The following is a 19,089-nucleotide window of genomic DNA, read 5'->3' on the forward strand; positions in this document are numbered from 1 at the left end:
TCATGGCGCCGGCCTGCGTGCGCCGCACGACAACCAGGAATTCCACCGTGACCGAACGAACCCTTCCCGCCGGCCTGCATCCCGATACCCTCGCGGTGCGCGAAGCCGTTGAGCGCAGCCAATGGGGCGAGCACAGCGAAGCGCTGTACCTCACCAGCAGCTTCGTGCAGCCCGATGCCGCAACGGCCGCGCGCCGCTTTGGCAACGAGGAGCCGGGCTATACCTACAGCCGCACCTCCAATCCCACGGTGACCAGCTTCGAGCGCCGCCTCGCGGCCATGGAAGGCACCGAAGCCGCGATCGCCACCTCGACCGGCATGTCGGCCATCCTGATGGTGGCCATGACCATGCTCAAGTCGGGCGACCACATCATCTGCTCGCAATCGATGTTCGGCTCGACCATCAAGCTGCTGGGCAGCGAGATGGCGCGCTTTGGCGTGAGCACCAGCTTCGTGTCGCAGACCGATGTCGCCGCCTGGAAGGCCGCGATGCGCCCCGAAACGCGCCTGCTGTTTGCCGAAACCCCGACCAATCCGCTGGGCGACCTCTGCGATATCGCCGCGCTGGCCGAGCTGGCGCATGCCAACGGCGCCTTGCTGGCCGTCGACAACAGCTTTGCCTCGCCGGTGCTGCAGCGCCCCGCGGAATTCGGCGCCGACCTGATCGTGCATTCGGGCACCAAGCTGCTCGACGGCCAGGGCCGGGCCATGGCGGGCGCGGTCTGCGGCCCGAAAGCGCTGGTCGAAGAGAGGATGGGTGCCTTCCAGCGCACCGCCGGCCTCAACGTCGCGCCGTTCAACGCCTGGGTCATGCTCAAGGGCATGGAGACCCTGTCGCTGCGCGTCAAGGCAATGAGCGCCGCAGCGCTGGAAATGGCCCAATGGCTTGAAGCGCATCCCAAGGTTGCCCGCGTGCACTATTGCGGACTGCCCAGCCATCCCCAGCACGATCTGGCCATGCGCCAGCAGTCGGGCATGGGCGGCGGCGTGCTGGCCTTCGATGTGATCGGCGCCACGCCCGAGGCGCTGCGCGCCAACGCGTTCACGGTCATCGACAGCACGCGCGTGTGCAGCATCACCGCCAATCTGGGCGATGTGAAGACCACCATCACCCATCCGGCCAGCACGTCGCATGGCCGTCTTTCCGAGGAGCAGCGCCAGGCCGCCGGCATCAGCCAGGGCCTGATCCGCCTCTCGGTCGGCCTCGAACATCTCGAAGACATCAAGGCAGACCTCTGCCGTGGACTGGATACCCTCTAATGAACAACAAAGTACGTACCCGTTTCGCCCCGTCACCCACGGGCTTCATCCACCTGGGCAACATCCGCTCGGCGCTCTATCCCTGGGCCTTTGCGCGCGCCAATGGCGGCGATTTCATCCTGCGCATCGAAGACACCGATCTCGAGCGTTCGACCCAGGCCTCGGTGGACGTGATCCTCGAAGGCATGAAGTGGCTGCAGCTCACGCCCGACGAGGGTCCGTTCTATCAGATGCAGCGCATCGAGCGCTACAAGCAGGTGCTGGCGCAACTGCAGGACAAGGGCCTGGTCTACCCCTGCTATATGAGCATGGCCGAGCTCGACGCGCTGCGCGAGAAGCAGATGGCCAACAAGGAGAAGCCGCGCTATGACGGCACCTGGCGCCCCGAGCCCGGCAAGCAGCTGCCGCCCGTGCCCGAAGGCGTGCAGCCGGTGCTGCGTTTCAAGACCCCGCAGGGCGGGGTGGTGGCGTGGGAAGACAAGTGCAAGGGCCGCATTGAATTCCAGAACAGCGAGCTCGACGACCTGGTCATCGCGCGTCCCGACGGCACGCCCACCTATAACTTCTGCGTCTGTGTCGATGACATGGACATGGCGATCACCCATGTGATCCGCGGCGACGACCACATCAACAACACGCCGCGCCAGATCCATATCTTCGAAGCGCTGGGCGCACAGGTGCCGGTGTTCGCCCATCTGCCCACGGTGCTCAACGAGCAGGGCGAGAAGATGAGCAAGCGCAACGGCGCCAAGGCCGTGACGCAGTACCGCGACGAAGGCTATCTGGCCGATGCCATGGTCAACTACCTGGCACGCCTGGGCTGGAGCCATGGCGACGACGAGATCTTCAGCCGCGCGCAGTTCCTCGAGTGGTTCAACCTCGACCATCTGGGCCGCAGCGCGGGCCAGTTCGACGAAGCCAAGCTGCGCTGGGTCAACGCCCAGCACCTCAAGGCCATGGACGACGTGGCGCTTGCCGCGCAGGTCAAGCCTTTCCTGGAAAAGCGCGGCATTGCGGCCGCTGAACTGGATGCCGACGATCGCCTGGTGCGCATCTGCGGCTTGTTCAAGGACCGCTGCGACACGCTGGTGGCGCTGGCCGACTGGGTGCAGGTGTTCTACCGGGATGTGACGCCCGACGAGGAAGAGCGCGCCAAGCATGTGACCGAAGCCGTGCAACCCGCGATTGCGGCGCTGGCCGCGGCGCTGGCCGAATGCGAATGGAGCCGCGAAGCGATCTCCGCCGCATTCAAGGAAGTGCTCAAGGCCCAGGGCCTGAAGATGCCCCAGCTGGCGATGCCGGTGCGGGTGCTGACGGTGGGCACGGCGCACACGCCATCGGTCGATTCAGTGCTTGAATTGCTCGGTCGCGAAAAAATTGCTGCGAGATTGCAAAACGCTTAAAAACCTGTCTATAATTCGAGTCTTCAACGACACACAGCAAGAAATTGAACGTGTTGTCAAGATGGAGATTTCGGGGGGGTATAGCTCAGCTGGGAGAGCGCTTGCATGGCATGCAAGAGGTCATCGGTTCGATCCCGTTTACCTCCACCAAGATACTCTGTTAAGAGTGCGTTGAAGACGGACAAGTTCCAAGGTTTTGACCCTATCGTCTAGAGGCCTAGGACATCACCCTTTCACGGTGAGTACCGGGGTTCGAATCCCCGTAGGGTCGCCAAGTTTGAAGCACTTGGGTTTGGCAAAAATATTTGCCGGATCACAACGCTTTCTGCCAGGAGTGGTAGTTCAGTTGGTTAGAATACCGGCCTGTCACGCCGGGGGTCGCGGGTTCGAGTCCCGTCCACTCCGCCACAGTTTACGGTTTCATGCCTCATAGCACGAATCCTTTGGGGGTATAGCTCAGCTGGGAGAGCGCTTGCATGGCATGCAAGAGGTCATCGGTTCGATCCCGTTTACCTCCACCAAAAAAATCAGAACGGAAGTTCTTAGGTTACGACCCTATCGTCTAGAGGCCTAGGACATCACCCTTTCACGGTGAGTACCGGGGTTCGAATCCCCGTAGGGTCGCCAAGTTTGAAGCACTTGGGTTGGCAAGAATATTTGTCCAATCACAACGCTTTCTGCCAGGAGTGGTAGTTCAGTTGGTTAGAATACCGGCCTGTCACGCCGGGGGTCGCGGGTTCGAGTCCCGTCCACTCCGCCACAGTTTCTGGAAGTGTGCATTTTGCATCGCTCCATTTGGGGGTATAGCTCAGCTGGGAGAGCGCTTGCATGGCATGCAAGAGGTCATCGGTTCGATCCCGTTTACCTCCACCAAAAAATTGAGAACGGAAGTTCCAAGGCTACGACCCTATCGTCTAGAGGCCTAGGACATCACCCTTTCACGGTGAGTACCGGGGTTCGAATCCCCGTAGGGTCGCCAAGTTGAGCACTTGGCCTGTATCGAGTACAGGCAAAAAGCTTCTACCAGGAGTGGTAGTTCAGTTGGTTAGAATACCGGCCTGTCACGCCGGGGGTCGCGGGTTCGAGTCCCGTCCACTCCGCCATGATTTGTGAATTGACGCCTGCGTTGATTTCGCTGATTACGATAAAGGCACCGTGTTTTGCACGGTGCCTTTTTTCGTTGTGTTGACGAGCGCATCGGAACGGCACCCAACGTTCCTGGTGAACCTGTCGAACCATGAAGAGGCTGTCCCCATGCCTTGGACAGGCCGCTCATGGTTTCACCCTTCGCCAAGCTCAGGGCTCGGGGCGAACGGAGATTCAAGAGGGCTTGTTTCCAGTTGCCGGTCTGATCAGCGACCTGTGAGCAATTCCTCAAACAGCATTTCTCCGCCCATCTGCCCGCCCTTGAGCATGATTTCAAGACCGTCGAGTCGGGTATCGTCGCTGTGCAGCCGGCACAGTGCGACGCCGGGGGCGATTTGTGCCTGGTAGGACAGTCCCCAGGCATCCAAAGCCTGCACGGCGTGGCTGGAGGTGTCGCCGCCGGCAATGCCCAGCCGCTGGACGGGGGACATCTCAAGCACCTGGGCCAGCAGATCACCGCAGGCCCATGCCAGTTCACGGGGGGAGGCCGACGCGTCCGCATTGCCGGCTGGGCCTGCGCCGGAGGTACAAGCCAGCACGCTGATGCCTTGCAGCAACCGTGCCGAAATGTTCAGCGCCATCTGCCGGCGATCGGCCGCATCGTTGGTGAGACGTGCGACGTCCAGCAACATGTGCTCGTAGGAGCTCGCGGCTGCGACCTGCCGCGCAGTCACGGGCGAAAGGCTGCCGGCCAGTACGAGCACAGGGCCCTGGGCAGGCGCAATCGCTTCACGGGTTGCAGCTGGCTTGCTCTCCCAGTGCGCAGCCAGCGCCTGTACCACTGCGCTCGGGCCGACGGCAAGCAAGGGCTGACGCAAGGCCTGCTGCCAGATCGATCGGCCCACCGTGGCAAGGTGGTCAATGCCGGCAATGTCGAATAGAACGGCGTCCGGTTTCTGTGCAATGAGCGCAGATAGCTGCAGATCGAGCGTGTCCGATGTTTGCGCGTAGTCTGGATAGTGGATGCCTGCCACATGGGCCAAGCCCTGCTCGGCAAGGTGCAAACGAAGATCCGCCTCGGCCATCGGCGTCACCGGGTGCTGGCGCATGGTGGGGTGGCGGTCGATGCGGTGTATCGGTTCGCCAGCGCTGGCAAACAGGTTGCTGAACACGCAGTAGCGCTTCAGGTTGGGTTGCCCGCCCACGATCGGCACGAAAGCATTGGCCGAATGGGGCTGCAAGATGCGTATCGCCGCACCAATGCTGCCGACATGGGGAGCGCTGTCAAAGGTCGAACAGGTCTTGTAATGCATGACCGGTGCACCCAGTTGCGCAAACAGCCGGCCCACCGGTTCGAGCTCGGCCTGCATTTCGGCAGGTGACATCGCACGCGCTGCGCCCGCAATGCCGATGCAGTCGAGCGGGCCCGCGCGCTCGAGTTGCGCGGCGCTGGGCAAGCCGAGAAACAGCAGCGTGCGCAGCCCGGCACGCGTGGCCGTGGCCAGGGTATCGGTCGCGCCAGTGAAATCGTCGCCGTAGTAGGCGATCTTCAGAGAAGAAGCCATGGTTCGGTCACTTGCCGAAAAAGGCCAGCGCTGCGGCCAGCTCGGGCGCGCTGCGCGCATAGTCGGCAAGTGCTGCACCTTCGCGCGCCGCGGCCCAGGCCTGGCGGATGCTCGCCACCCCCGCGGCCGGCCCGCCCGGGTGGGCAAGAATGCCTCCGCCCGACATGAACAGCAGATCGTCGCTTTGCACTGCCGCCCAGGTCGCAGGCACGGTGCCGGCCCATTGGCCCGAGGAAAACGCCGGCAGCACGCGGTCGTCGATGGCATCGGCCAGCGGCGTATAGCAGTCCTGCGCCGAAGCAATGACTTCTTCGTCCGACTGGGAAAATTTGCCTTGCAGGCCATGCACATGCATATGGTCCACGCCAGCCAGTCGCCACAGCGTCTGGTAGGCCTGAAAGGAGATGCCCAGCAATGGCTGGCGCGACAGCGCGCCATAGCCGTTGCGATGGCCATGCAGTGCCAAGCCGGTGTGGCGGCGCAGCGTCTGCAGTGCCGAGTAGCCGCACCAGTTAAGGCTGGCCATCACGCAACTGCCGCCTTCGCGCTCGATCAGATCGGCATGGCGCTTCATCGCATCCGTTTCATCGGTGATGTTGAACGCCACCATCACATGCTTGCCGGTGCGCTGCTGGTGCTCGCGCACGGCGGCCATCACTGCCGGAACGCGCTGTGCCAGCGGCGCATGGGCGGGGTCGGCGCAGACTTCATCGTCCTTGATGAAGTCGACACCGGCGGCGCACAGCCGCGTCACCAGTTCCGCGGTCTGCGCCGGCGAAAAACCGACATTGGGCTTGAGGATGGTGCCGACCATCGCGCCGCTGGTTACGCCCGTGCGCTGGCGCGTGCCCGCAATGCCGACCTGGGGCAGGTCGAACTGCGCGCGGTAGCTCGCGGGAATCTGCAGGCTTTCCAGGCGCAGGCCACTGACCTCGCCCAGGTCGTAGAGATTGCCGGCTACCGTGGCGGCCAGCGTTGGAAGGTTGGCGCCCACGTTGGCCACGGGAAACGAGATCCGCACGCGCGCGCGCCGCCACGGGCCGCTGCGGCCCTGGCGCTCGAGCAGCGCATTGGGCAGGCTGGGCGCGGCCACGGATTCGAGTTCGTCGATGGCTTCGACGGTGGCGCGCGCGCGCTCGCGCAGCGCATCGGTCTCGCCTTCGACGCGGGTGAAGGTGCCGCAGGACTGTTCCCCCGCCATGACCTCGGCGACATGGGCTGGCGCGAGCGGCGTTTCAATCAGATAGGTGGCTTCGAAGCGGTCGGCAATCATGGGCAGCGGTTCAGAGTTTGCTCAGGTCGGGAAACGGGCGCACGGGGTCGGTGACGCCGTCCCAGTTTTCGGAGGCGGCGCGGATCAGGTCGAACATCTTTCCCTTGGGTCCGGCGACTTCGGACAGCTCGATGACGGTGCCCGGGTGGTACTCGGTATCGAAGTAGATGAAGCGGCCGTTCTGGCCGACTTCGCCACTCATCACTGGCTGGAAGCCTTGCTGCAACAGGCGTTCGAGGTCGGCGTCATAGCTGTTGGTCCAGTAGGCGACATGCTGCAGCCCCGTGCGCCCGGCCTGCAGGAAGTCGCGGTACATCGAAGGCACGTCGTTGCGCGTCTGGATCAGTTCGACCTGGACAAAGCCCGAGTTGGCGAGAGCCACCGAGTTGTGCGGTGCATGTTCCTCGCCGTTGTAGCGGTAGTTTTCAATAGGCACCTTGGGGTTGTAGAACCACGGGCCCACGCCCAGGGTGCTGCTCCAGTACGCCATGGCGGCTTCGATGTCGTGCACGACGTAACCCAGCTGGCGGATTTCTCCAAAATGGCGGCTCATGTTTTTTTCCGTGTTGTAAAGAGAGGAAGCGAAACTGCAGTGCGCGCGGCGCCTATTTCAGGAAGCCGATCGAGATCCAGGGGATGGCCGCGACCAGCACCAGGCCGACCAGCAATGCGGCCATGTAGCCCCAGATGTATTTCATGCCTTCGGTGGGATCGACCTTGCTGATGGCGCAGGCGCCGTAGTAGCCCACGCCGATCGGCGGTGCAAACAGGCCGATGCCCATCGCGAAGATCACGACCATCGCGTAGTGCACGGGATGCACGCCCGCCTGCACCGCAATTGGAAACAGCAGCGGCCCGAACAGCACGATGGCCGGAATGCCTTCGAGCACGCAGCCCAGCACGACAAAGGCCAGGATCGAGATCGCCAGGAACCCGTAGGCGCCGCCGGGGATGTCGGCCATCCATTGCGCGAGGTCGGTGGAAAAGCCCGACTGCGTGAGCCCCCAGGCCATGGCGGTGGCGCAGCCGACGATGAACATGATCGCGCCCGACAGCGAGGCGGTCTCGATGAGCATCGGCTTGAGGCGGCGCCAGTCGAACTGGCGGTAGACGAGCAGGCCGGCCAGCACCGAATACACCACGCCGATGGTCGAGACCTCGGTGGCCGTGGCCACGCCTTCCACCACGGCCGCGCGGATCACGAAGGGCAGGGCAATGGCCGGCAGCGCGATGACGAAGAACCTGCCGATCTGGCTTTTGCTGTAGCGTGTCACCCCGCTCAGGTCTTCCTTGCGGTAACGCCACCAGACCACGGTGCACAGGCACAGGCCCAGCACCAGCGCCGGCAGCATGCCGCCCGTGAACAGCGCCGCAATCGACACGCCCGTGACCGAGCCAATGGTGATCAGCACGATGGACGGCGGAATGGTTTCGGTCTGCGCTCCTGTGGCCGACAGCAGCGCCACCAGGTCGCCAGGCTTGGCGCCGCGCTTTTTCATCTCGGGGAACAGCACGGGCGCGATGGCCGCCATGTCGGCGATCTTCGAGCCCGAGATGCCCGAGACCAGGTACATCGCGCCGATCAGCACATAGCTCAGGCCGCCGCGCACATGGCCCAGCAGGCTCGCGAGGAACTGGATCATGGCCTTGGCCATGCCGGTCATCTCGATCAGCGCGCCCAGGAAGATGAACAGCGGCACGGCCAGCATGATCAGGTGCGACATGCCTTCATCCATGCGCCCGACCATCACCACCATCGGCGTGTGCGTGGTCAGCGCCAGATACCCGAACGTGGCCAGCGCAAAGCAGAACGCGATCGGCACGCCCGCGAACACCGTTGCCGCGACGACGATCAGGAAGAACACCACCAGATTGAGCTTGCCCAGCGTGGCAAACAGCGGCTGGCCGAGCCAGAACGCGCCGATGACGGCGGCCGTGGCCGCGGCGGTGATCGCGATCTGGCGCAGGCTGCACAGGCGCAGCAGCCGCAGCACGGCAAACAACGCCATCAGACCCACGCCCACCGGAATGGCCGCAGCGCGCCAGGCATTGCTGATCTCCAGCGCTGGCGTGACGATGAACGATTCCTCATCGGCGTACTCATAGGCCGGCGCCATGCCCAGGACCAGAAAGGCCAGCGCGGCGGTGATGGCCAGTGCTTCGAGCAGACCGCGCGTTTGCGGCCCGACCTTGCTGACCAGCGCCGTCATGCGCATGTGCTCGCCGCGGCGCAGCGCCACGACCGCGCCCAGCATCGACAGCCAGAGAAAGAAGATCGAGGCCAGCTCGTCCGACCAGACCAGCGGCGCATGCAGCGCGTAGCGCGAGACCACGCCCGCGAAAAGAATGACGATCTCCACCAGCACGATGGCCGCGGCAATGGCCTCGACCACGGCGCCCAGGCGCAGGTCGATGCGGCTGGCCCGCGCGCTGAACGGGTTCGCCGGCGGTGCGTGGGGGTCGTGGGCTGAACTGAGGGACATGGACGAAAGCTTTCTACGGGGCAGGGACGGGCCTGCGCCAGTGCGCAGGCGCAGCGTTTGACGGCGATTGGAAGGGGCGGACGGCCGGACTATGGCCGCCCCGGCTCAGGCGAGCTTGCCGACGGTCTGCTCGAGCAGGCCCCAGGCCTCGTTGCCGAAGCGGTTCTTCCACTCCGCATAGAAGCCCGATTCGCGCAGCTTGGCGCGGAAGCTGTCGGCCGCGGGGCGGTTGATCTGCAGGCCCTTGGCCTGCAGGTCCGCGACCACCGATTCGTTGAGCTTGCGAATGTCTTCGCGCTGCTGCATGCCCGCGTCGTTGATGGCCGCCGCGACGATGGCCTTGAGGTCGGGCGGCAGCCGGTCCCAGGCGCGGCCGTTGGCAATGAACCAGTAGCCGTCCCAGATATGGTTGGTCAGCGATGCGTATTTCTGCACTTCGTAGAGCTTGGCCACCTGGATGATGGGCAGCGGGTTTTCCTGTGCATCGACGATCTTCGTCTGCAGGGACGAATAGACCTCGCTGAACTGCAGGCTCGCGGGCGCGGCGCCCAGGCCCTTGAACATCGAGATCGACAGCGGGCTCACGGGCACGCGGATCTTCAGGCCGTCGAGGTCCCTGGCTCCGGTCACGGGCGCCTTGCTGCTGGTGGTCTGGCGAAAGCCGTTGTCCCACATCTTGTCGAAGGCATGCAGGCGCATCTTGCCGATCGCGGCGCGCACATGGGCACCGAGCTTGCCGTCCATGGCCGCCCAGACCTGGTTGTAGTCGGAAAACGCAAAGCCGATGGCGTTGATCGCCGCCACCGGCACCAGGGTCGCAATCACCAGGGCCGAGGGCGTGAAGAATTCGATGCCGCCCGAGCGCACCTGGGCCAGCATGTCCGTGTCGCCGCCGAGCTGGTTGTTCGGGAAGATCTTGATTTCAACCCGGCCCTTGGTTTCCTTGAGGATGCGGTCGGCCGCTTCCTGGGCGCGAATGTTCAGCGGGTGCGTCACCGGCAGGTTGTTGCCGTACTTGTACGAGAACTCCGCAGCGCGCGCGATCGATGGAAAAGCCGCCATGCCGGTGGCAATGGAAGCTGCGGGAACCACTGACAGGCTGCGCAGCAGGCTGCGGCGGGTGACTTCGGCCATGTTTGTCTCCAGTTTTATTTTGATGCGTTTTGATGCATCATTGGATGAAAGCCACGCAACGATAGGCGTTGGTCGATGGATCGTCAAATCAAAAAAATGATGGGTTTTGATGTATGAGGGCAGACCCTGAACCGCAGCGCGCGCGTGTCGCGGACATCGCGCGCGCCGCCAAGGTATCGACGGCCACGGTCGACCGCGTCCTCAACCGGCGCCCCGGCGTGCGCGATGCCACGGCGCAAAAGGTCCTCAAGGCCGCGGCCGAGCTCGACTACCTGCCCGAGACCGGCTTGTACGCGGCGCTCGCGGCGGCGCCAATGCGGCTGGTATTTTTGCTGCCCGACGGCAACAACCGCTTCATCCGCATGCTCGGCGACACGCTGGACTATTCGCAGGAGCAGCTGGCGCCGTTCAACGTCAAATGCCGCAGCGAGCAATTCGAGAGTTTCAATCCACACCGGCTTGCCGAGCGCTTGCTGCGCCTGGGCGAGCGCTGCGATGGCATTGTCTTCATGGCGCTCGAGCATCCCGTGGTGCGCGAGGCCGTGAGCCAGTTGGCCGACCGCGGCGTGCCGACCATCACGCTGATCTCCGACCTGGCCGGCTCGCGCCGCGCCGCCTATGTCGGGCTCGACAACCGGGCCGCGGGCCGCACCGCAGGCTATCTGGTCGGGCGCTTCATTGGCGCGGGAGCGCGCTCCGCCAAGGTGGCGCTGATCGCCGGTTCGCGCAGCTACAGCGCGCATGAGGAGCGCGAGGCGGGCTTCCTGCATGTGATCGAGGAAATGTTCCCGGCGCTGCAGGTGGTGGGGCTGCGCGAGGGGCATGACGACGCGCAGAAGAATTACACCCAGACGCGCACGCTGCTCGAGCAGTATCCGGACCTCGCGGGCATCTACAACATCGGCGGTGCCTCCGACGGAGTGGCGCGTGCGCTCAAGGAAACGGGGCGCGCGCACAGGGTCGTGTTCATTGGCCACGGTCTCACGCCCGACACGCGCGCCATGCTGATCGATGGCAGCATGGACGCGGTCATCACGCAAAGCCCGCAAGCTGCGATGATGGGCTGCGTGCGCATCTTCACCAACCTGCGGGAAAGGCGCGATGCCATGATCGGCGTCGATCCCGCGCGAACGCTGGTGATCTTTCGCGAAAACCTGCCTTGAGCCGGTTGGAGCTCCGGGCTGCTGCGGCCCGGCGTGCGCGCGCTCAGCGCGGTGCGAGGCGGATCGCGCCGTCGAGGCGGATCACTTCGCCGTTGAGCATGTCGTTCTCGAAGATATGGCAGGCCAGCTTGGCATAGTCGCCCGGCGTGCCCAGGCGGCTGGGGAAGGGCACGCCGGCCGCGAGCGCGTCCTGCACCTCCTGCGGCATGCCAAACAGCATGGGCGTGCCGAAGATGCCGGGGGCGATGGTCATGTTGCGGATGCCGTTGCGCGCCAGGTCGCGCGCGATCGGCAGCGTCATGCCGACGATGCCGCCCTTGGATGCGGCGTAGGCGGCCTGGCCGATCTGGCCGTCATAGGCCGCAACGCTGGCCGTGGAAATCATCACGCCGCGCTCGCCCGTGGCTTCGGGCTCATTCCTGCTCATGGCCTCGGCCGCGAGGCGGATCATGTTGAAGCTGCCGATCAGGTTGACGTTGATGGTCTTGCTGAACACCGACAGCGCATGTGCGCCGTTCTTGCCCACGGTTTTCTCGGCGGGCGCGATGCCGGCGCAATTGACCAGGCCCATCAGCTTGCCCAGTTGCGTTGCCTGCTCGACCACGGACTGGGCATCGGCTTCGCTGCTCACGTCGCAATGCACGAAGGCACCACCGATGTCCTGCGCCACGGCGCGGCCCTTTTCATCCTGCATGTCGGCAATCACCACCTTGCCGCCCTTGGCCGCGAGCATGCGCGCCGTGCCTTCGCCCAGGCCCGATGCGCCGCCCGTCACAATGAAAACCTTGCCTGCGATATCCATGGTCTGTCTCCTAGATTGACGTGAACGTAAACGTAAACGCCGATTATGGCAAGAAACCATGTCCAAACGCTGTCACCTGGAGCGCGGCAAGGCCGGTGTCATTTGCCGCGCGCCGCGAGCCACTTGCGCATGCGCTGGATTTCTTCCTCCTGCGCGGCAATGACCTCCTGTGCGAGCTTGCGCACTTCGGGGTCCTTGCCATACTGCAAGGCCACTTTCGCCATGTCGATCGCGCCCTGGTGGTGCGGAATCATGCCGCGCATGAAATCCACATCGGCATCGCCCGTGAACGTGATGGACATATCGGCATGCATGCGGTCGTTGGCCTGCTGATAGGCCTGGGCCACCGGGTTGGCCGCGGCCGGTGCGCCAGCGTGGTGCTGGTGCGGCTGGGCATGGCTGGCGGCACTGGCGGCCAGCAGCAGGGCGGCCAGCAGGGTGGGCGGGAGAAGCTTCATCTTGGTTTCCTGGTCACTGCAAAAAACCGATGCTAAAGCTTGCCACTGTGGCAAGGTCAAGCGCTGGAAGACCCAGGATGGAGGCGAAAAAAAGCCCGGCATGAAGCCGGGCTCTTGGTGCATGAGATGCCGGATCAGTTGAATCCAGCACGGTCGAGCATTTGCTGGACCTTGGTCATGTTGGCGCCGACGGCGCTGATCGGAATGGTCTCGCTCTTGAACGGCTTGCCGTTGGTCATGGCCTTGAGCGCCGGGTTGTCGAGCTGCACGCCCTTGGCCGCGGGCCACTCGTTGTTGCCGTTGGCAAAGTAATTCTGCGCCGTGGGGCTGGCCAGGTACTCGAGGAACTTGACCGCGTTGGCTTCGTTCTTGGTGTAGCGGGCAACGGCGCCGCCGGCGATGTTCATGTGCGTGCCCCAGGATTGCTGGTTCGGGAACACCACGCCGACCTTGTTGGCAACCGCCACGTCCTCGGGTTTGTTCGAGCGGATCATGCGCGCCAGGTAATAGCTGTTGCTCACGGCGATATCGCACTCGCCCGACGCGACGGCCTTGATCTGGTCGGTATCGCCACCCTTGGGCGGACGCGCCAGATTGGCCACCAGGCCCTTGATCCAGGCTTCTGCCTGTTGCTCGCCCATGTGCTCGGTCACGGCGCCGAACAGGCTCAGGTTGTAGGGATGCGAGCCCGAGCGGATGCACAGCTTGCCCTTGAACTTGGGATCGGCGAGCGATTCGTAGGTCTGCACGTCTTCGGGCTTGACCTTGATCTTGTTATAGACGATGACCCGTGCGCGGGTCGACAGGCCGAACCAGGAAATGCCGCCGTCGGCAGCCGGCTTGCTGCGCAGGTTGGCGGGAATCGCGTCTTCCAGTACCTTGGAGTGGATCGGCTTGAACAGGCCGTCGACCTCGCCGCGGTACAGGCGCGCGGCGTCGACCAGCAGGATGACATCGGCCGGCGACGCCGTGCCTTCGGCCTTCAGGCGCGCGAGAATGCCGGCATCGTCGGCATCGACGCGATTGACCTTGATGCCCGTGGCCTTGGTGAAGCCGTCATACAGCGCTTCGTCGGTGCTGTAGTGGCGGGCGGAATAGAGGTTGACAACGCCGGCATCGGCAAAAGCGGCGCCGGTGGCGGCAAACGCGCAGGCCGCGACCAGGGTATGGAGAATCTTCGTCATGCAGTGACCGGAGTGGAATGGAATCGGGCGATCATACGGCAGACGCGAATTGTTCTCAATAAAACGCGGCGCGATTGCCCTGCCGCCGAAAAGGCAAAAAAAAAGCCCGGCCAAAGACCGGGCTTGAAAGGATCCAGGAAACGGGGGTTTCGAGAGGATCCAAGGAGACAACTGGTGGTTCGGGCTTGCGCCTGAACGATGGGTCTATTATGCGGGTAATCCCTGCACTAGGGAAGACCCGTAACAAAAAAAACAGCAATTAACCTTGTTGCGTGCTGCTCTTGACCGCGTCGGACACATTGCGCGAAGCCGCCTGGATATTGGCCTGGGCCATGTCCGATGCCTGCTTCACGGCCTTTTGCACCGATTCGGCGGCGTTGTTGGCGGCGGAGATCGAGTTCTTCAGCACGGCCACGGCGGCTTCGGTGCCTGGAGGCGCATTCTTGGTGGTGCTGTCGATCAGGTCGCCAAGGTTCTTCTGCAGTTCGGCGGAGCGCGCTTCGACGGTCTGGGCGAGTTCCGCTCCCGTGCCGTTGGCGATGTCATACAGGCTGCGGCTGTAGGCAGCGGTCTTCTCGGCCAGGGGCTGGAACCATTGCGCCTGCAGCGCCAGCAGTTGCTGGGCATCCTTGGCACCCAGCAGTTGCTGGCTGTGGCTGGCGGCATCGGACAGGGCGGCGCGCGAGGCAGCGACATTGAGTTCGACCAGCTTCTCCACACCGTCAAAGGCTTTCTGGGTCAGACCGAACAGGGTCTCCAGGTTGGACTTGTGGGCGTTCAGGATGGCTTCGGGGGTCAGCGACATGTGATTTCTCCTTGAGTGGCGTTGTGGAAAGAACCCAGCGGGCGACACATCTGCGCTGATGACCTCGGTCATGTTGCAGTGCAGCATAACGGCGATTCTAGGCATTTCGCGTGGCGCTGCAAGTTTTTTGTTGCAACGCAGCAAATGACCCTGGCGGCTGTGGCACTGTCACGGGCTTGCCATGCGGCGTGCGGGTTCGAAGGGAGCGACAACCGCGTGGCAGCACGGCACAATGCCGGGCCATGCCTGAAGCTTCTTCCCCTGCCGCCGTGCGGCCCGCCCCGCAGCCACGTTCTTCCTACAGTGCCTTCCGCAGCATTTCCACGCGCTGGAGCGACAACGATGTCTATGGACATGTCAACAACGTCGTCTACTACAGCTGGTTCGATACCGCGGTGAATGCGCACCTGATCGAGCAGGGTGCGCTCGATATCGAGCATGGCGAAGTGATCGGACTGGTGGTCGAGACCCAGTGCGACTACTTCGCGCCCCTGGCCTTTCCGCAGGCGGTCGATGCCGGGATCCGGGTGGCGCGCATCGGCGGCAGCAGCGTGCGCTACGAGGTGGGGCTGTTTGCGCAGGGCGAAGCCAGCACCGCCGCGGCCGGCCATTTCATCCATGTCTATGTCGACCGCAAGACCCGTCGGCCGTGTGCCTTGCCGGCCAGATTGCGCGAGGTGCTGCAGGCGCTGACCGGCGCCTGAGTCCCCGGTCCCCGGCCCGGCGCCGGGGTCAATTCGCCTACACTGTGGGTTGCCTGCCATTGCCAGCCGGGGGGAACCCTCCCTCGTCGCGTCCATGATCATCACCAGTTTGCTCGACACCGACCTGTATAAGTTCACGATGATGCAGGTCGTGTTGCATCAGTTTCCCAGTGCGCAGGTTGAATACCGCTTCAAGTGCCGCAACCCGGGCGTGCAACTGGCGCCCTATGTGAACGAGATCCGCGAGGAGATCCGCTGCCTCTGCGACCTGCAGTTCCGCGATGCCGAGCTGGCCTACCTGAGCGGCCTGCGCTTCATCAAGAGCGACTTCATCGACTTCCTCGGACTGTTCCGGCTCAACGAGAAGTACATCGAGGTCACGCCGCTGCCCAGTGGCGAGATCGACATCACCATCCGCGGGCCCTGGCTGCACACCATCCTGTTCGAGATCCCGGTGCTGGCCATCGTCAACGAGGTGTACTTCCGCAACACCCAGAAGGCGCCCGACTTCCCCGAAGGGCGCCGGCGCCTCGAGGAAAAGGTGCAGCAGCTGCAGGCGCCGGGCCTCGAGACGCTGAAGATTGCGGATTACGGCACGCGCCGGCGTTTCAGCCGCGCCTGGCACGAGGAAGTGCTGCGCGTGCTTTGCGCGCGCCTGGGCACGGGGGAAGGGCGCACGGCGGGCAACCGCCTCGAAGGCCAGTTCGCGGGCACGAGCAATGTGCTCTATGCGATGAAGCTGGGCGTGACGCCGCTGGGCACCATGGCGCACGAATACCTGCAGGCCTGCCAGGCGCTCGGGCCGCGGCTGCGCGACAGCCAGGTGTTCGGCTTCGAATCCTGGGCGCGCGAATACCGCGGCGATCTGGGCATTGCGTTGTCCGATGTCTACGGCATGAGCGCCTTCCTGCGCGACTTCGACCTGTATTTCTGCAAGCTGTTCGATGGCGCGCGCCATGACAGCGGCGACCCGTTCACCTGGGGTGAGCGGCTGCTCGAACACTACCGCATCAACCGCGTCGACCCGCTGACCAAGACACTGATCTTCAGCGATGCACTCACCATTCCACGCACCATTGCATTGTTCGAGCGTTTCCGCGGGCGCTGCCTATTGGCCTTCGGCATCGGCACCAACCTGACCAACGACCTGGGCTACGAGCCGCTGCAGGTGGTGATCAAGATGACGCGCTGCGCCGGCCAGCCCGTGGCCAAGCTGTCCGATTCGCCGGGCAAGAGCATGTGCGACGATGAAAAATACCTGGCCTATCTGCGCCAGGTGTTCGAGATTGCCCCATCGAACTGAATCAGGACCCCGTGTTTATGAAACTTCTGCGTGTCGCGGCGCTGGCCGCTCTGGCGCTGCTGCCCGGCTGGGCACTGGCGGCCGACATCGATGGCAGCGCCCTGCCGGTCTGGTGGGGCGTGCCCTTTGCCGGGCTGCTGCTGTCGATCGCGCTGGTGCCGCTGTTCGCGCCGATCTTCTGGCACCACCATTTCGGCAAGGTCACCGCGGGATGGGCGCTGGCCTTTCTGCTGCCGTTTGCCGCGCATTTCGGCCTGGGCGCGGCGGGCGTGGGCCTGGTGCATGCGCTGCTGGCCGAGTACCTGCCGTTCGTGATCCTGCTGCTGGCGCTTTTCACCGTGGCCGGCGGCATCTACATCCGCGGCAGCCTGCGCGGCACGCCGGCGCTCAACGCCGGCATTCTTGCCACCGGCGCGGTGCTGGCCAGCTTCATGGGCACGACCGGCGCGTCGATGCTGCTGATCCGCCCGCTGATCCGCGCCAACGAGGGGCGGCGGCACACCGCGCATATCGTGGTGTTCTTCATCTTCATCGTGTCGAACGCGGGCGGGTCGCTCACGCCGCTGGGGGATCCGCCGCTGTTCCTGGGTTTCCTCAAGGGCGTCGATTTCTTCTGGACGCTGCGGCACATCTTCCCGGAGACGCTGTTCCTGGTGGGCTGCCTGCTGGTGCTGTTTTTCGCGCTCGACAGCTGGTTCATGCGCCGGCCCGGCGAATGGGCGCTGCCCGCAGCCGATGCCAGCGGCGGCGCCGAGCGTTTCGGCTTTGACGGCAAGGCCAACTTCGCGCTGCTGGGCGTGATCGTTGCGCTGGTACTGCTCAGCGGCTTCTGGAAGTCGCAGGTGGCGTTCGACATCGCCGGCACGGCCGTTGGCCTGCCGGGGCTGGTGCGCGACCTGGGCCTGCTGGCGGTGGTCTGGGTGTCGCTGCGGATCACGCCGCTCGAGGTACACCAGCGCAACCAGTTCGGCTGGGCGCCGATGGCCGAAGTCGCGAAGCTGTTTGCGGGCATCTTCCTGACCATCATCCCCGTCATCGCCATGCTCAAGGCCGGCGTCGATGGCCCGTTTGGCGCCATCGTGCGCGCGGTCACCCGGGCCGACGGCACGCCCGATCCGGCCATGTATTTCTGGGCCGCGGGCGCGCTGTCCTCCTTCCTCGACAATGCGCCGACCTATCTGGTGTTCTTCAACACCGCGGGCGGCGACCCGCAGCTGCTGATGACCACGCTGGCGCCCACGCTGGCGGCCATCTCGGCGGGCGCGGTGTTCATGGGCGCCAACACCTATATCGGCAACGCGCCCAATCTGATGGTCAAGGCCATCGCCGAGGACCGCGGCGTGAAGATGCCGAGTTTCTTCGGCTACATGCTGTGGTCGGGCGGCATTTTGCTGCCGCTGTTTGCCGTGATGACCTGGATCTGGTTCCTTTGAGGAGCCGCAAGAAGGAACGATGCCGATGCCGCGTCCCCGTGTTCTCCTGTCGCGCGCCATGCCTGCCGAGGTCGTGGCGCAGTTGTCGCCGCATTGCGAGGTGCAGGCCAACCCCGATGATGTGCACTGGTCGCGCGCCGAGCTGATCGCGCGCCTGCAGGACCAGGACGCGCTGCTCGATACCGGCACGCAGCGCATCGATGCCGAACTGCTGGCCGCCTGCCCGCGGCTGAAGATCGTGGCCAACATGACCGTGGGCTTCAACAACTTCGATGTGCCCGCCATGACCGCGGCCGGCGTGCAGGGCACGAATGCGCCCGATGTGCTGACCGAGACCACCGCCGACTTCGGCTTCGCGCTGCTCATGGCCACGGCCCGGCGCATCAGCGAAAGCGAGCACTATCTGCGCGCGGGAAAGTGGCAATCCTGGCGCTACGACCTGTTTGCGGGTGCCGAGGTGCATGGCTCGACGCTGGGCATCCTGGGCATGGGCCGCATCGGCCAGGCGATTGCGCGGCGCGGCGCGCTGGGCTTCGGCATGCAGGTGCTCTACCACAACCGTTCGCAGCTCGCGCCCGATCTCGAAGCCGCATGCCAGGCGCGCTATGTCGGCAAGCAGGAGCTGCTGCGCCGCGCCGACCATCTGCTGCTGGTGCTGCCGTATTCGGCCGAAAGCCATCACAGCATCGGCGCGGCCGAGCTGGCGCAGATGAAGCCCACGGCCACGCTGATCAATATCGCGCGCGGCGGCATCGTCGACGACGCGGCGCTGGCGCAGGCGCTGCGCGCGGGCACCATTGCCGCGGCGGGGCTCGATGTGTTCGAGGGCGAGCCACAGGTGCATCCCGACCTGCTCAGCGTGCCGAATATCGTGCTGACACCGCATATCGCGAGCGCCACCCTGGCCACACGCTGTGCAATGGCCCGTCTGGCGGCGGATAATCTGCTGGCGTTCTTTGCCGGCAAAGACGTGCTCACGGCGGTGAACACGCCCGATACCGGCGCCGCGCGCGGGCGCGCCGCGGCCTGACGGC

Annotated in this window: 16 protein-coding genes and 9 tRNA genes; 16 read left to right on the forward strand and 9 right to left on the reverse strand. The window is 64.5% G+C overall.

Annotated features, from left to right (window positions below; all coding sequences use genetic code 11):
* The first annotated feature begins 47 nt into the window (after window positions 1-47).
* The 11 genes from HUK68_RS07470 to HUK68_RS07520 all read left to right on the forward strand — a co-directional run bounded on the left by HUK68_RS07470 (window position 48) and on the right by HUK68_RS07520 (window position 3,765).
* Window positions 48-1,259 (forward strand): O-succinylhomoserine sulfhydrylase, encoded by a 1,212-nt coding sequence (locus tag HUK68_RS07470; protein ID WP_175503625.1) that lies wholly within the window; start codon window positions 48-50, stop codon window positions 1,257-1,259.
* Window positions 1,259-2,662, forward strand: a complete 1,404-nt coding sequence (gltX, locus tag HUK68_RS07475) for a glutamate--tRNA ligase (RefSeq protein ID WP_175503626.1) — start codon at window positions 1,259-1,261, stop codon at window positions 2,660-2,662. The genes HUK68_RS07470 and gltX overlap by 1 nt, the downstream gene beginning before the upstream one ends.
* 74 nt (window positions 2,663-2,736) lie before the next feature.
* A tRNA-Ala gene (locus HUK68_RS07480) sits at window positions 2,737-2,812 on the forward strand.
* A 48-nt stretch (window positions 2,813-2,860) separates the two neighbouring features.
* Window positions 2,861-2,936, forward strand: a tRNA-Glu gene (locus HUK68_RS07485).
* 57 nt (window positions 2,937-2,993) lie between these two features.
* Window positions 2,994-3,070, forward strand: a tRNA-Asp gene (locus HUK68_RS07490).
* 37 nt (window positions 3,071-3,107) lie between these two features.
* A tRNA-Ala gene (locus HUK68_RS07495) sits at window positions 3,108-3,183 on the forward strand.
* Between the two features lie 30 nt (window positions 3,184-3,213).
* Window positions 3,214-3,289 (forward strand) — tRNA-Glu (locus HUK68_RS07500).
* A gap of 56 nt (window positions 3,290-3,345) precedes the next feature.
* Window positions 3,346-3,422, forward strand: a tRNA-Asp gene (locus HUK68_RS07505).
* Window positions 3,423-3,459: 37 nt separating this feature from the next.
* A tRNA-Ala gene (locus tag HUK68_RS07510) sits at window positions 3,460-3,535 on the forward strand.
* Window positions 3,536-3,565: 30 nt separating this feature from the next.
* Window positions 3,566-3,641: transfer RNA gene (locus HUK68_RS07515), tRNA-Glu, on the forward strand.
* 47 nt (window positions 3,642-3,688) lie between these two features.
* Window positions 3,689-3,765: transfer RNA gene (locus HUK68_RS07520), tRNA-Asp, on the forward strand.
* A gap of 249 nt (window positions 3,766-4,014) precedes the next feature.
* Here the strand turns inward: HUK68_RS07520 and HUK68_RS07525 are convergent.
* From HUK68_RS07525 to HUK68_RS07545, 5 genes are all read right to left on the reverse strand, one after another.
* Window positions 4,015-5,313: a four-carbon acid sugar kinase family protein gene (locus HUK68_RS07525; protein WP_175505767.1), complete on the reverse strand. Its 1,299-nt coding sequence runs from the start codon at window positions 5,311-5,313 to the stop codon at window positions 4,015-4,017.
* A 7-nt stretch (window positions 5,314-5,320) separates the two neighbouring features.
* Window positions 5,321-6,586, reverse strand: coding sequence for a ribulose-bisphosphate carboxylase large subunit family protein (locus HUK68_RS07530; RefSeq protein WP_175503627.1), 1,266 nt, complete (start codon window positions 6,584-6,586; stop codon window positions 5,321-5,323).
* Window positions 6,587-6,596: 10 nt separating this feature from the next.
* Complete coding sequence (locus HUK68_RS07535; protein WP_175503628.1) at window positions 6,597-7,139, reverse strand: VOC family protein; 543 nt, start codon at window positions 7,137-7,139, stop codon at window positions 6,597-6,599.
* A 52-nt stretch (window positions 7,140-7,191) separates the two neighbouring features.
* Window positions 7,192-9,069, reverse strand: a complete 1,878-nt coding sequence (locus HUK68_RS07540; RefSeq protein WP_175503629.1) for a TRAP transporter large permease — start codon at window positions 9,067-9,069, stop codon at window positions 7,192-7,194.
* Between the two features lie 105 nt (window positions 9,070-9,174).
* The gene (locus tag HUK68_RS07545) at window positions 9,175-10,203 is read right to left on the reverse strand and encodes a TRAP transporter substrate-binding protein (RefSeq protein WP_175503630.1); all 1,029 of its coding nucleotides are present in this window, start codon (window positions 10,201-10,203) and stop codon (window positions 9,175-9,177) included.
* Window positions 10,204-10,316: 113 nt separating this feature from the next.
* Here HUK68_RS07545 and HUK68_RS07550 point away from each other — a divergent pair, with 113 nt between their 5' ends.
* Window positions 10,317-11,366: a LacI family DNA-binding transcriptional regulator gene (locus HUK68_RS07550; protein WP_175503631.1), complete on the forward strand. Its 1,050-nt coding sequence runs from the start codon at window positions 10,317-10,319 to the stop codon at window positions 11,364-11,366.
* A 43-nt stretch (window positions 11,367-11,409) separates the two neighbouring features.
* Here the strand turns inward: HUK68_RS07550 and HUK68_RS07555 are convergent, their stop codons facing one another.
* From HUK68_RS07555 to HUK68_RS07570, 4 genes are all read right to left on the reverse strand, one after another.
* Window positions 11,410-12,168, reverse strand: coding sequence for a 3-hydroxyacyl-CoA dehydrogenase (locus HUK68_RS07555; RefSeq protein ID WP_175503632.1), 759 nt, complete (start codon window positions 12,166-12,168; stop codon window positions 11,410-11,412).
* A gap of 98 nt (window positions 12,169-12,266) precedes the next feature.
* Window positions 12,267-12,626 (reverse strand): CopM family metallochaperone, encoded by a 360-nt coding sequence (gene copM / locus HUK68_RS07560; protein WP_390887768.1) that lies wholly within the window; start codon window positions 12,624-12,626, stop codon window positions 12,267-12,269.
* A 134-nt stretch (window positions 12,627-12,760) separates the two neighbouring features.
* Entirely contained in the window at window positions 12,761-13,810 is a 1,050-nt protein-coding gene (locus HUK68_RS07565) for an extracellular solute-binding protein (protein ID WP_175503633.1), read from the reverse strand.
* 259 nt (window positions 13,811-14,069) lie between these two features.
* On the reverse strand, window positions 14,070-14,615 hold the full coding sequence (locus HUK68_RS07570) for a phasin family protein (protein ID WP_175503634.1): 546 nt from the start codon (window positions 14,613-14,615) through the stop codon (window positions 14,070-14,072).
* Window positions 14,616-14,857: 242 nt separating this feature from the next.
* Here HUK68_RS07570 and HUK68_RS07575 point away from each other — a divergent pair, with 242 nt between their 5' ends.
* The 4 genes from HUK68_RS07575 (at window position 14,858) to HUK68_RS07590 (ending at window position 19,085) form a co-directional block, all read left to right on the forward strand.
* Entirely contained in the window at window positions 14,858-15,319 is a 462-nt protein-coding gene (locus tag HUK68_RS07575; RefSeq protein WP_175503635.1) for an acyl-CoA thioesterase, read from the forward strand.
* 94 nt (window positions 15,320-15,413) lie between these two features.
* Window positions 15,414-16,622: a nicotinate phosphoribosyltransferase gene (gene pncB, locus HUK68_RS07580; protein WP_175503636.1), complete on the forward strand. Its 1,209-nt coding sequence runs from the start codon at window positions 15,414-15,416 to the stop codon at window positions 16,620-16,622.
* Window positions 16,623-16,639: 17 nt separating this feature from the next.
* A complete protein-coding gene (locus HUK68_RS07585; RefSeq protein ID WP_175503637.1) occupies window positions 16,640-18,055 on the forward strand; it encodes a sodium:proton antiporter in 1,416 nt (471 codons plus the stop codon).
* A gap of 25 nt (window positions 18,056-18,080) precedes the next feature.
* Window positions 18,081-19,085 (forward strand): 2-hydroxyacid dehydrogenase, encoded by a 1,005-nt coding sequence (locus tag HUK68_RS07590; protein WP_175503638.1) that lies wholly within the window; start codon window positions 18,081-18,083, stop codon window positions 19,083-19,085.
* The last annotated feature ends 4 nt before the right edge of the window (window positions 19,086-19,089 follow it).

Source organism: Comamonas antarctica (genome assembly GCF_013363755.1).
In the GTDB taxonomy this organism is placed as follows: Bacteria; Pseudomonadota; Gammaproteobacteria; order Burkholderiales; family Burkholderiaceae_C; genus Comamonas; species Comamonas antarctica.

Coding starts and splice junctions, on each gene's coding strand:
- HUK68_RS07585 (WP_175503637.1), top strand. CDS start 16,640: ATGAAACTTCTGCGTGTCGCGGCGCTGGCCGCTCTGGCGCTGCTGCCC.
- HUK68_RS07570 (WP_175503634.1), bottom strand. CDS start 14,615: ATGTCGCTGACCCCCGAAGCCATCCTGAACGCCCACAAGTCCAACCTG.
- HUK68_RS07545 (WP_175503630.1), bottom strand. CDS start 10,203: ATGGCCGAAGTCACCCGCCGCAGCCTGCTGCGCAGCCTGTCAGTGGTT.
- HUK68_RS07575 (WP_175503635.1), top strand. CDS start 14,858: ATGCCTGAAGCTTCTTCCCCTGCCGCCGTGCGGCCCGCCCCGCAGCCA.
- pncB (WP_175503636.1), top strand. CDS start 15,414: ATGATCATCACCAGTTTGCTCGACACCGACCTGTATAAGTTCACGATG.
- HUK68_RS07590 (WP_175503638.1), top strand. CDS start 18,081: ATGCCGCGTCCCCGTGTTCTCCTGTCGCGCGCCATGCCTGCCGAGGTC.
- copM (WP_390887768.1), bottom strand. CDS start 12,626: ATGAAGCTTCTCCCGCCCACCCTGCTGGCCGCCCTGCTGCTGGCCGCC.
- HUK68_RS07565 (WP_175503633.1), bottom strand. CDS start 13,810: ATGACGAAGATTCTCCATACCCTGGTCGCGGCCTGCGCGTTTGCCGCC.
- HUK68_RS07540 (WP_175503629.1), bottom strand. CDS start 9,069: ATGTCCCTCAGTTCAGCCCACGACCCCCACGCACCGCCGGCGAACCCG.
- HUK68_RS07555 (WP_175503632.1), bottom strand. CDS start 12,168: ATGGATATCGCAGGCAAGGTTTTCATTGTGACGGGCGGCGCATCGGGC.
- HUK68_RS07525 (WP_175505767.1), bottom strand. CDS start 5,313: ATGGCTTCTTCTCTGAAGATCGCCTACTACGGCGACGATTTCACTGGC.
- gltX (WP_175503626.1), top strand. CDS start 1,259: ATGAACAACAAAGTACGTACCCGTTTCGCCCCGTCACCCACGGGCTTC.
- HUK68_RS07550 (WP_175503631.1), top strand. CDS start 10,317: ATGAGGGCAGACCCTGAACCGCAGCGCGCGCGTGTCGCGGACATCGCG.
- HUK68_RS07530 (WP_175503627.1), bottom strand. CDS start 6,586: ATGATTGCCGACCGCTTCGAAGCCACCTATCTGATTGAAACGCCGCTC.
- HUK68_RS07535 (WP_175503628.1), bottom strand. CDS start 7,139: ATGAGCCGCCATTTTGGAGAAATCCGCCAGCTGGGTTACGTCGTGCAC.